We start from the raw sequence: 11,496 nt of genomic DNA, 5'->3' as shown, positions 1-11,496 counted from the left end.
AAGGCTCGGTTATAAAGCTTTTCCTGATTGGAAAATGGAACCGGGGAAGGGATTCAAAACTACTTAAGCCTTTTGGAGACAAACGTCCTGACCTCCTCCACGAGGTCACCTCTCGCGTAGACTCCCCAGCGCCAGTTGCTCTCTTTGGCCTCGACGAGCGCCCTCACGACTGGCGAAACCTCACTGAGCCGTTTAATTTCCCCGTTAAACTCCACGAATGCGTTCCTCTCCTCGAATCTCGGCTTCTCGGGGTAGTCGAGCAACGCGAGGTGGCCGAACTCACTCTCCAGCTCTTTTCTCAGCTCCTTGATTGTCTTCTCATCGAGCTCCTTCCCGCTCCAGACGACGCGCTTGTACAGTCTCCTGTTCTCGATTGCACCGATGAGCTCGCGGACTTCCCTTCTCTCGCTCGCCCTCAACCTCGCCACGAGGTCAACCTCGTCCATTTTCCGGAGCTCCCCAAGCTCAACCCCTTCGAGCTCAACGGCCTTGCACAGCATCGCGCTCGCTATTCTAACGGTGTGGTGCTGGTAAACCGTCGGATACATCATGCTCCTCGATATCAGGAGGTTCTGACCGGCCATTATCCCCTTCTCGCCGAGAATTAGTCTCTCGCCGTCCCAGCGGAGGTTTCGTATAAGGCGCTCAAGGTCAACGAGTCCGTAGGCGACCCCTGTGTAGTAGGCGTCGCGCACGAGGTAGTCCATCCTGTCCACGTCTATGTCTCCGCTCACGAGCGGGTGCTTGAGAAGGCTGAGGAACTCCCCGAGCGAGAAGCGCTCCATCAGAACGTCGCCGATTTCGCCATGCCTTATGAGGAATCTCATATTTTCCTCGTGCCTCGGGAAGAGGCATTCAAGGGTGTGGCTGAACGGGTAGTGCCCGAGGTCGTGGAGCAGGGCCGCGTAAACCGCTTCCTCATCAATCTCCGGGTTTCTTTCCCGTATAAGCCTCGCTATGTGGAAGGTCCCGAGGGAGTGCTCGAAGCGTGTGTGTCTGGCGGAGGGATAGACGAGAAAAGCCAGGCCAAGCTGGGTAATCCTCCTGAGCCTCTGGAACTCCGGCGTGTCAACCAGCTTTACCGCGAAGTCGTCGAGCTCTATTCCGCCGTGTATCGGGTCGTGGACGAGCTTCATGTTGACCGCCATGAGGGAGTAAGAAAAAAGCTAATAAACCTAACCGCCCAAAACTCAACCGTTGGCAGGGTGCGGACCCTCCTGCCCGGAAGGTGAGGGGGCCTCTGTGCTCCCTCCCCTCTTCCTTCTGATGTGCGGCTTGAACAGCCTCTCGACCTCTTCTTGAACCTCCTCGGCTTTTCCGCTCAGAACGAGCTTTCCGTTGCCTATCACGACGACCCAGTCAACGATGGGCATCAGAGGCTCCCATATGTGGCTTATGATTACGAAGTTGGTCTTCCCCCTCGTATCCTCGATGATTTCAATGACTTTTTCCATGCTGTCAAAGTCTATATTGGCGAGAGGCTCGTCGAGGAATACTAGCTCCGGCTTTCCGATGAAGGCCTGCGCGAGGCTCAGTCTCTTCAGCATTCCCGAGGAGTAACCGCTTATGCGCTTATCAATGAAGGTCTTCACCTCAAAGAGCTCCGCCACGCGCTCAATTTCGTCCTCTCCGAAGCCCCTGCTCTCCGCAAAGAGGTTCAACCATTCCCGTCCGGTTGTAAACTGCGGAAAAGCCGGCGGGTCGTAGGCAACGCCGAAGCGGGTTTTAACCCTCCAGTTGTTCCAGGGACTTTCTCCGAACACCTTAATCTCTCCAGAGGTTGGCCTGTAGACGCCGGTGGCGAGCTTAAGAAAGGTGCTCTTTCCACCGCCGTTGGGTCCGAGTATCAGCGTTACTCCCTCCGGAATGCTAACCGTAACCCCGTCAAGTGCGTGGATGCTCCCGAAGTATTTCTTCAAATCCCTCGCCTCGATAATCATTTCCTCCACCTCCAAATGACCAGGGCAAGGAGCAGTGCAAAAACGGTCCCTAGGCCGTAGATTGCGTTCTGAACGTCCTTCGTCGGGTAATTCTTGATGAATCGGAAGGCGCAGGTCAACTTCCCGGTTCCGTTGTTGAGGACAAGGTAGTCCCCTTCACGTGGCAGGACGAACTGATAAGTTAGATGCCCGTAGATGTTCTCCCTGTTCACGAGCTCGCCCGTTATGATGTCGTACACCTCAACGACCCCGTTGCCGTTGCAGGACGCTTCCACGAGGGAGCTCGTTGGGGTGTACATGGTAATCATCATCATGTCCGTCACGTTTCCCTGCCTCTCTATTGGTTGAAGGAAGACTGGGCCAACGGAGCCCACTTTGTTCTCGTATGAGTGGTAAATCCCAATGGAGCCGATTGTGAGTATAAGCAGACCAAGGAGCAACACTGTGAGGAAGCGCCTCATACTACATCCCTCCTCCTAATTAGAACCAGCGCGGCCCCGAGGAGAAGTAGCGGAACTGCGATTCCCCAGCCAAGGTATTGGGCCGTGAAGGGAGTGAAGTCCGTGCTTCCGCATCTGGGAAGGGCGTACGTAAAGAGTGCCGGGGGAATGCTCTCGAGTCCCAGGATTTTTGGTGCGTAGACTACGGTGAAGCCCACCATAAAGGCCAGGAAGGCGTTTGGAGATGCCAGGGAAACAAAGGTTGCGACGGCGACGAGGTATAATATCAGGAAGAGCGCAATAATGAGGGCATCGCTCATGAATCCCGAGGTTACCTCCGGCAGGTAGCCGGCTATGCTGGCGTAGCTCGTTAACGTGACGTATGCAAAGGGGAGAAGAACCATGAGGACGCTGTAGACGAGTATTGAGAGCAACTTGACTCCAAAGATTTCGGTGTTGGAGTACGGAAGCGAGTAAATAGAACGCGCGACCCCGCTGTCCCGGTCGTAGCGGAAAGATAAAGCGCCAAGGAGTAGGGTAAGGAATCCCATTAGAGTCCAGACGTCGCTCAGGTAAAGCATGCCATGTATCTCCCCTGCGACGCCATGTGCCAGGGAGGGCCCAAAAAGCTTTATTTCGGTGCCTGAGGCAAAGCCTGGTATGTAGTTCACGTCCATGATTGACTTTTTCATCGACATCCCCACGAGAACTAATCCAAACAGAAAGAGAACGTTCTTTATAACGTCGTTGAACTCCCATTTCAAGAGCGTTTTAAGCCTGCCCATTCGTTCACCTCCCTTGTAATTAAAATCACCCCAAGGAGGATTAATGATGCACAGAAAGCATACTCAAGCGGGGTTCCCTCCCCTGAGAAAGATACCTTTTCAGTTTCCGTTGCCCCGATGTTCGTCCGGTATAGAACGAGCCCAGAGCCCCACAGCTTTGAATGCTCCTTCTGGACCCGGTATGCAGAGAGTTCATCCGTGAACACGGCAAAGACTATGCCTATTGCTCCAAAGTCGGGTAGCAGGGTCAAGACCCAAGTTGAGGGATATAAACATAGGCCGGAGGAGGGGTCGTATATCCCGTAAATCGCGGGTCCTTGGACATGTAACTCTAGCAGGGTGAACTTTCTTCCATCTCCAAGTTCCTGCGTGACGTTGAAGCCCTCTAAAGTCCTTGAGATTCCTATCAGTGGCGGCCCGAATTCCCTGAAATATGTCATCATCTTCTGGTCTATGGGGGAGACGTTGTAAACCTTCGAGACAACGGAACCGAATTTGAAGAACGTCTCGTTGGACTCCGGAAGCCTTGAAGGGTCAACCCAGAGGGCAGTGTGGCCATAATACCTTCCCTCCATGTCAAAGACCGCACCGTCGCTCAGCCGTATCAGGTATTTCCCGCTTAACGTTAGATGTCCAAGCTTCACCTTCAGCCACTGGCAGTCGAGAAAGCCCGCATCGTGGCTGGGTTCAATCGAGGTAGAGATGACTTCGTTCCTGTCCCAGAACTCGGGGAAAGTTGAATTCTTCAGGCCCATAGAGACTATCGTCACGTTCTCCATCTCTATTCTCGTCTCCACTGTTAGGTAGCCATTCTGGACGGACAGGAATTTGAAAATCACCCTTGTGTCGTTATTTGCATAAACCTCAAATATTGTCCCGTTGATTTTGATGAAAATCTCTGCCGTGTGAATCTGCTCGGGTCTCGCTCCCACGACTAGGGGAAAGTACGGGTCGTACCTTTTAGCTATGTACTCGATGTAAACCCCTGGCCTGACCCAGTAGGGGGCTGCGAGCGCTGAATGGAAGCTCCCAATGAGGATGAACATTGTAACTAACATCGAGGGAATGGCCTTCCTCATTTTATCTTCCCCCAACCTCTTGCCGCCACGATAGAGCCGAGGAGAACCAACGACACCCAGAACGTGTAACTTAATGGTGTTTGGACCTTCGAAAAGGTAATCTTTTGAACTTTCTGGAACTTAGCGTTCGTCCCGTACAGTAGTAATCCGCTCCACGTTGAATAGTCCCTTTTTACCTGGTTGAGGTAGGCTCCCCGCTGGTCGTTGAAAAACCCGAAGATGACTCCTATGGCCTGAAGGTCCGGAAAAGTGAACTCGGTTGGTGAATGTCCTATGATAATGCCCGAATTAGGGTCAAAGAGTACTGTGGAGGTGCTATTTGGGGAAACGGTTCGCTCAAATATCTTGAATATTCTGCCAATTGACACTTCGATTGTGCCCCCTTTGGATTCGAGATTGAGTACCCCAACTGGAGGACCAAAAGTTCCATAAGGTGTCCAGAAGCTTCTTTTCCATGAGCCTGTTTTTTGAATGTAATAACTAACGTTCCCAGGTTCAACTATAAAGGGGAGTGAGGGGTTCCAGTCTTCTGTGGCCTGGTACCACAGGCCGGTATGGCCGTAGAATTTACCGTTCAGGTCAAAAACTGCACTGTCATTAAGCCGGAGTTTATAGACTCCCGTTATGACCGCACGTTTTGTAAATATCTTATACCAGACCATGTCCTCCGGGATGCTTGGGTCGTGAGGCGGTTCTATGATGACATCTGAGGTGCCGACGTCCCAGAACTTGGGTGGTGTTGTGTTTTTCTTAACCAGTGTCAGTATAGAAACGTTGTTGAGCTCAATCCTAACTCCAATTGTGGCCAAGTTATTGCTTATTTCCAATACTCTGAACCTGATTTTAGTGTCGTTGAGTGTCAGAATCCTGAAAACCGTCCCGTTATACTCGTAAAAGATAACCGACGTGGCCTTCGAGATGTTGCTGACATAGCCTTTACCGTTTAAGTACTGGATATATGGGTCATATCTTTCGGCAATGTATTCAATGTAAACTCCTGGCTTGACCCAGTAGGGGGCGGCGGTTACTGCTTCCATTCCAGTCAAGATTAGTAGGAAAATCATAGTGACTCCAAGCAGATGATAGGTGTTGGGTTTCATCGTTTCAACCTCCAAAAATTAAAGAATAGAGGGCTCAGATGTACGGCCAGCCAGCAGAAGCGTAGACCTTTTCCATCACGAAGCCCTCGCTATTCTTGACAACTGTCTCAACAGTGATTCCATTGGGATCCCAGTACTTGTTAACGTTTGCTGTATATCCTGGCACAAGAAGGCCTCCAGTTCCATACCTGTAAGTTATCTGGTAGTTGGTGTACGGATGCTGGACGTCGTACTTAACTCCAACCTCTGCATAGGCCCAGCCGTAGTGTCCTTCGTTCCTTTGGTGCACTGCAGTAACTTCCCAGATGGTTGCTGCTGCAAATCCAGTAGCCACTACCAAGAGTCCAAACAGCAAGGCCACCAACTTCTTCATAATGCGGACCCTCCTGCCCGGGATTATGTCCTTCCGGGCGATTATTGTTATGTCTAGCCGATATTTAAGTCTTACTTAGAACCTTAGGATAAAATGCTGAAAAAAAACGAGCTTGGATAAAATATCCCGAAAAAAGCTCGGGAAGATGCCGTTTATGTTTGACATTAATATTGCTAAAAAGCTATTAATCAGTAATAACTTTGCCATTTTCAAGTCACATCACATTTGGCTATCACGCACGTATTCGGTTAGTTTGGAGTACCAACTTCCCCACCATCAAAGAACTCCCAAGGCAGTACGTGTTTTGGTTATATCTCGGGACGTCCAGACGTGCAAGAGAAAAAGAGGGTGACGCTTCATAGTCCATCGAAGCTTTTTCCCGTTCTCGCGAATCACAGGGAGGAGAGATAAGGAGGGGTAAATAAATCCGAGCTCATGCTTAGCTCCACGTCTCGGCTATGACGTCGTGCTTGTGAATGCTCTCGTTGCTGATTACGCGCACGTGGATTTTGCCCCTAAACTTCTCCCGGGCCTTGGCGAAAATCTCGCGTGCAACATCTTCAACGAACTTCGGGTTCGCGAACATGCCCTGCACAACCGCGTTCTCATCAACCGTCTTCAGGAGCGTGTAGGTCGGGTGGCTGAAGGAGCTCTCGACAACGTCAATCATATCCTCAAGCGCTATCTCCTCGTCGAAGGCCGTTCTGACCTCGAGCTCGCCGATGGCGCGCTGTATGTGGGTCTTTCCGTTGTTGTTGGCCATCGCGTGCGGGCAGACCGTGTTCCCAATCACCTTGACGCGGAGGACCTTCTCAAAGGTGCCGTCCTCGTTCTTTATGACGCCGACCTCGACGTCGTAGGGCTCGTAGCTCGTCTTCCCGCTCGCCGGCGTTTCCCTGGGGATTATGAGGTGGGTCTTAATCCAGACCTCCGCCCTTCTGTGCGGGTGTTTGCTCTCAAGGCGCCTTATGACGGCCCTTCCAAGCTCCTCAAGCGAGCTGTGGGCCTCCCTAACCTCTTCCTCGACGGCCTCGCTCATGGCCTCGGTGATGCTCTCCACGAGACGGCTCATATGGATTCCCTTTTTCTCGGCCGGGACGTCTATCGTGACTTCGAAGAGCGGGAGGAATGTGTAGACCTTTCCCTTCCAGTTAATCTTGGCGACGCTCCTGAGGTTGGTTATGCCGACGCGCCTGAGGGGTTCCCTAATCTCCGGAACTTCTTCCTGGGTCTCAATCACTTCTCTCACCCGGGGTTGGCTTGAGAAAAGGTCTTTTAAAGTTAAGCCCGGAGCTCGTTCACCATGTAGTAAACTGTCCTGAGGGGAATGCCGAGGCGCTCGCTGATTTCCCGCATCGGAACGCCCTTCCTGGCCAGCTCCCGGACGAGCTTCACCGTTTTTTCGTCGTACTTCCTCGGCCTTCCCCTGGGCCTGTTCTCGGGGACGAGCTCTATACCGAGCTGACCGAGGGCGTAGATGACCCTCTTGGAGACCTTTGGATAGAGGCTCGGCGGACAGCTTATCCTCTTCACGTTGGGCGCGTTCTCAAGGATTTTAACAACGACCTCCTTGGTGGGTCTTAAACTAACGTAGACCTCGGTGACGTCCTCGTCGAGCTCGGAAAGCTTCCGCAGAAGCTCGTCGTAGGTTTTGGCACTCACCCGAACCTTCATGCCCTCACCCCTGCAGGAGGTCGAGGAAGCGCTTGGCCTTGTCGCTCTTCGGCATGAACTTCTCGAACTTCTTCAGCTCGCTCTCGCTGAACAGAACCTTGTGCAGGCCGGAAATCACGAACTTCTTTATGGCCTCCTCCAGCTCGGCCTCGTCAATTCCAAGGAGCTCCGCGACTTTTCCCTCGTCGTAGGGGCTCATGCCGTATAGCAGAACCCCACCGAGGAGGTAGTTGGGAATCGTTGTTATGTCCTTCCTCTTCCCGGTCAGCTGTTCCTCCATCTCGCACTTCCTTATGACGTAGATGCTCCCCTGCCCGGTCTTGAAGTCCTTCTCGTGCCGGAAGGGCAAATCGAGGATTGAGTAGTGGCAGTCGACGCAGAGCTTTATTCCAGGGAATATGCCCAGGGTCTCGCGCTCCGTGGAAGAGGTGAGGAAGTAGTAGCGGAAGATGTCCAGGCCGAGCTTTTCGGCGCCGTTCTCGGGGTCGAGGGAGGCGTAGGCCAAGGCGAGGTTGTCAACGGTGTAGTGGTTGTTTATGAGAACCCCCCTCGTCTTCACGAACGTCAGAACGCGCCAGCGGAACCTTCTTCCGAAGCGTTTCCTGAGCTCCATCTCGATGTCGGCATCGGCCGGAAGGTCGAGGCGGGCCTTCTTCAGCCTGTTGTTCTCGAAGTACTCAACCTCAATCCTTATGCTCTTCGTCCTGACGGTTCCCTTCTCGCGGAGCTTGCCCTTGATGAACTTGAAGGTTTCCCTGACCTCAATGCTCTCCCTGGCTAAGAGTCTGAGCACGTCGCCGGAGTAGGCGAGGTGTGGAAGAACTTCAAGCCTGCCGAGCTTCACGGGCTTCTCAACGGCCCTGACCTTCTCAAAGTTCTCCTTCGTTATGGCATCTACCGGAATCTCCTTCCTGCCGAGCTTGAAGGTGTAGTTGGCCGAGAGCAGAGCTAAGGCCATCTTGTGGGCAGTTATAGCCGAACGGAGCCTCTCAAGGGCCAAAGCCCTGTTGTGCTTCTTCCTGTAAATCCACTGGAGGTGGGGGTCCTTGTTCTTCTTGTCCATGAAGCGGACGGACGGAGCCGTTTCCCCAACGCGCCTCTCAAGCTCGTCCTGGAGGTCGTCCAAAAGGGAAACGTTGCGCTGGAGGGTGTAGGCTAACTTAGCGGGCTCGAAGTCCTCGAAGAGCTCGCCCAGGTCTATCCCGATGTCGTCGAGTATCTTGTTGACCTGGGCGACGAGCTCTTCAGTCGTCGTCATGGCAGCAAATCACCGTTGTTTATCTTTTCTGGCAAATACTCCTTGGCGACGAACTCGAGGGACTTATTAGCCAGAGCCTGCTGTTCAATCCTGACGCCCCACTTGAGGGCCATCTTGAGCTGTCTCTGCCACTCCTTGTTCTGGAACCAGGGGTACTCCATCTCCTCCAAAATGCGCTTGTAGTCGCCCGTCGGGCCACCTTTCTTGTTGGGAGGAATCCCCTTGAGCTTCTCGGTGACGTTCTCTAAACCATAGCGCTTTATGTCGTCCATCGTCATGCCCACGAACCTCGCCTCGGGCGTTGCCAGCTTGTCGCTGAGGTAAGCGAGGTTTATCGAGCCCTGCTTTATGGTGGAGTAGATGTACCAACCGTAGGGGTCGCCGTCGGTGAAAACGATGATTGGCAGGCCTTCCTCGTAGTGGAGCCTGTGGATTAGACGCCTGACGCCACGCGAGGCCTGTCCCTGGGTCGCTATGATTAGGGCCTTCTCCTTCTTCGGGAACTTTTCCTCGATGAGACGGTCGGCCATAGCGGCGGTCTCGACAACGAGGGCGTAGTCAACGTTTATCTCCGGGAACTGAATGTGCTCGACCGTTCCCGGGACGGCCCAACCACCGCTTCCGAGCTTGCTCGCGTTGAACTCGTCCTCGCCGTCGCGAATCACTATGTCGCCGTAGATGTAACCGCGCCTGTCCGCTGTGATGTGCATCTCCTCACGCAGGACACCAAGCATTCTCTCAAGGTCTTCTATGATGGGGTCGCTCTCGCGCTGGTCCTCGAAGGTGTTCTCCTTTGTTCCAGGAATCGTGTGCTTGTTGGCGTAGTAGGCTTCACGAAGGCTCGCGTGCTTGCCCTCGGCGACGAGCCTCTTCACGTAGGCCATTATGAGTAAGGTTTGCATGAACTTTCTTGCGTGAGCCACGTTGAGGAAGTAACGCCTTGAGAGCTTGTCGCCCATCTTGATTAGCCTGCTCTTCTCGTCGAAGTAGACGTTGTTGAGTCCGCGCGTCGGTATGTCGAAGTAGGGGTTCTTACCCGACTTAATAGCCTCAAGGACGCTCCTCCCGTACTCTTCGAGCTTGCTCAGGACCTTCTTGGGGTCGTAGGAGAACTTCTCCTTGGGCCTCTCGCGCTTTATTGCTTTAGGCATTCTCGCTCACCTCCGGGGCGGCACCCTCTGAAACGGCCTCCTTCGAGGCAAAGTGGCTCTCAATGAAGTTGAGGAAGTACTCCCTAATCTTCTCCTCCGGCTCGCCGGTCAGTATGCTTAAAGCCCTCGCTATCTCGGGCACGTACTTTTCGAAGGTCTTCTTCCTCTTGACCTGGTAGAGGCGCCTGTGCTTTCCACTGAGGTAAGTCTGCAGCCGTCTCGCCGCGTCCATTATGGCCAAGCGAATCTCGTTGTAGATGTCCTCGTCGTTGGCTATGCTCTGCTTTCCGGTTCCGGTGTAGGGGACGTGGACTGAAACGACGTTAATCATGAGCACGAGCGGGGTTCTGTCGAGGTCGTCAACGCGGTAGCGCTTCCAGTCTATCGAACGGGCTGCCTGAGTGGTCACACACGAGCCGGCGTCGAATAGGAGCGGAACGCGGTTCGCGTAGCGGAGGAGCTCAAAACCGCTCGGTATCTCACCGCCGTAGGCAAGACCGACCTCGACCTGGAAGGGGATTCCGCCCGAGTAGACCTTCGGGGGCCTGGTTACCGCCGTCACGAACTCCGGCTTGAGGATTCCCTTCAAACCCTTCTCAATGTTCTCCTCGCCTATGGGTCTGAGGCCGTGCGTCGGCGGAGCGAGGAACTTCATGTACTTGAAGGCCTCGACTATCTCTTCAGCCTCGTGCCAGGTGAGCTTTTCAGGCGGCTTCTCCATCATCTTCGCGACCTGCTTGACGACCTTGGTGTAGCCCTTGAAGGAGCGGAGAACGGCTTTAACCTCGCCCTTCATGAGCCTCTCGTAGAGCTGTTCCTGAACCTTCTTGTCCTCGACGGTCTTGATGAGCCTCAATGCCGCTATGTACTCGACGAGCTCGTCAACCTTCTTGTCGCTTATCCTCGAGAACTCGCCGACGAGGAAGCGCCTCACCGTTGTTCTCTTCGTCTTCTTGGCCATCCTGTAAACGTCGTCCGTCAGGACGCCCTTCGGGTGGGGCTTCATCTCAACCGGCGGTTCCGGAATCTCGTCGCTCGAGCGCGGGAAGACGATTAGCCTTCCGTCGGGCTCGATGAGCTCGATGTGGGCGTGTGGATTGGCTATCGCGGTGAGCTTGAGGTACCAGTAAACGCCCTGCTTCGAGCGGATGTATTTAACGTTCTTCACCTCGAGCTCTATCCTAGTTCCATGCCAGCCGTCCGGGTTCGGGTGCTTCTCCTTTTTGACGATTTTACCCTCGTTTCTGTCAACGTCTATCTTCACCCAGGCCTCTATTATCTCGTCTCCCGTTGAAGTAATCACGCGGGTCGCCTTACCGCTCGTAATCTGGGCGAACATCACCGCACCGCTTATACCGATACCCTGCTGGCCCCTGCTCTGTATGTTCCTGTGGGCCTTCGTTCCAGCTAACATCTTTCCAAATACGTGGGTTATGTACTTTTCCGGGATTCCCGGGCCGTTGTCCTCAACGACAACCTTGTAGTGCTCCCTTCCGAGTTCCTCAATCTCGACCCTTATGTAGGGCGGAATTCCAGCTTCTTCACAGGCGTCGAGCGAGTTCGTCACCGCCTCGTGGACGAGCGTTGTAAGCGAGCGGACTTTTCCAGTGTAGCCGAGCATTGCCGCGTTTCGCCTGAAGAACTCGCTGACGCTCTGGATTTTGAACTCCTTAAAGAGCTGACTCGCCTCGGCCAT

General features: G+C 53.7%; 12 protein-coding genes. All 12 read right to left on the bottom strand.

From position 1 onward, the window contains the following. Positions 1-59: 59 nt before the first annotated feature. The 12 genes from E3E30_RS01120 to top6B all read right to left on the bottom strand — a co-directional run bounded on the left by E3E30_RS01120 (position 60) and on the right by top6B (position 11,496). Entirely contained in the window at positions 60-1,136 is a 1,077-nt protein-coding gene (locus tag E3E30_RS01120) for an HD domain-containing protein (protein ID WP_167728846.1), read from the bottom strand. Positions 1,137-1,190: 54 nt separating this feature from the next. Continuing rightward, the gene (locus tag E3E30_RS01115; RefSeq protein WP_206205057.1) at positions 1,191-1,940 is read right to left on the bottom strand and encodes an ABC transporter ATP-binding protein; all 750 of its coding nucleotides are present in this window, start codon (positions 1,938-1,940) and stop codon (positions 1,191-1,193) included. After that, positions 1,937-2,401, bottom strand: coding sequence for a hypothetical protein (locus E3E30_RS01110; RefSeq protein WP_167728159.1), 465 nt, complete (start codon positions 2,399-2,401; stop codon positions 1,937-1,939). The genes E3E30_RS01115 and E3E30_RS01110 overlap by 4 nt, the downstream gene beginning before the upstream one ends. Continuing rightward, on the bottom strand, positions 2,398-3,165 hold the full coding sequence (locus tag E3E30_RS01105; RefSeq protein ID WP_167728158.1) for a hypothetical protein: 768 nt from the start codon (positions 3,163-3,165) through the stop codon (positions 2,398-2,400). The genes E3E30_RS01110 and E3E30_RS01105 overlap by 4 nt, the downstream gene beginning before the upstream one ends. Further along, positions 3,141-4,244 (bottom strand): hypothetical protein, encoded by a 1,104-nt coding sequence (locus E3E30_RS01100; protein WP_167728157.1) that lies wholly within the window; start codon positions 4,242-4,244, stop codon positions 3,141-3,143. Before E3E30_RS01100 ends, E3E30_RS01105 begins: the two co-directional genes overlap by 25 nt. After that, positions 4,241-5,344: a hypothetical protein gene (locus E3E30_RS01095; RefSeq protein ID WP_167728156.1), complete on the bottom strand. Its 1,104-nt coding sequence runs from the start codon at positions 5,342-5,344 to the stop codon at positions 4,241-4,243. The genes E3E30_RS01100 and E3E30_RS01095 overlap by 4 nt, the downstream gene beginning before the upstream one ends. Before the next feature lie 34 nt (positions 5,345-5,378). Continuing rightward, complete coding sequence (locus tag E3E30_RS01090) at positions 5,379-5,717, bottom strand: hypothetical protein (RefSeq protein ID WP_042690565.1); 339 nt, start codon at positions 5,715-5,717, stop codon at positions 5,379-5,381. A 439-nt stretch (positions 5,718-6,156) separates the two neighbouring features. After that, on the bottom strand, positions 6,157-6,957 hold the full coding sequence (locus E3E30_RS01085) for a GTP cyclohydrolase IV (protein ID WP_167728844.1): 801 nt from the start codon (positions 6,955-6,957) through the stop codon (positions 6,157-6,159). A 41-nt stretch (positions 6,958-6,998) separates the two neighbouring features. Beyond that, positions 6,999-7,391: a DUF1699 family protein gene (locus tag E3E30_RS01080; protein ID WP_042690571.1), complete on the bottom strand. Its 393-nt coding sequence runs from the start codon at positions 7,389-7,391 to the stop codon at positions 6,999-7,001. A 4-nt stretch (positions 7,392-7,395) separates the two neighbouring features. Then, positions 7,396-8,649 carry a DUF530 family protein gene (locus E3E30_RS01075; RefSeq protein WP_167728155.1) on the bottom strand — a complete coding sequence of 418 codons (1,254 nt, stop codon included), beginning with the start codon at positions 8,647-8,649 and terminating at the stop codon, positions 7,396-7,398. Beyond that, a complete protein-coding gene (locus E3E30_RS01070; protein ID WP_167728154.1) occupies positions 8,646-9,800 on the bottom strand; it encodes a DNA topoisomerase IV subunit A in 1,155 nt (384 codons plus the stop codon). The genes E3E30_RS01075 and E3E30_RS01070 overlap by 4 nt, the downstream gene beginning before the upstream one ends. Then, a complete protein-coding gene (gene top6B, locus E3E30_RS01065) occupies positions 9,793-11,496 on the bottom strand; it encodes a DNA topoisomerase VI subunit B (protein ID WP_167728843.1) in 1,704 nt (567 codons plus the stop codon). The genes E3E30_RS01070 and top6B overlap by 8 nt, the downstream gene beginning before the upstream one ends.

The sequence above is a fragment of the Thermococcus sp. 9N3 genome (assembly GCF_012027685.1).
Lineage (GTDB): Archaea > Methanobacteriota_B > Thermococci > Thermococcales > Thermococcaceae > Thermococcus > Thermococcus nautili.
The sequence above is the reverse complement of the archived record's forward strand: the minus strand, read 5'-3'. Positions and strand labels throughout refer to the sequence as shown.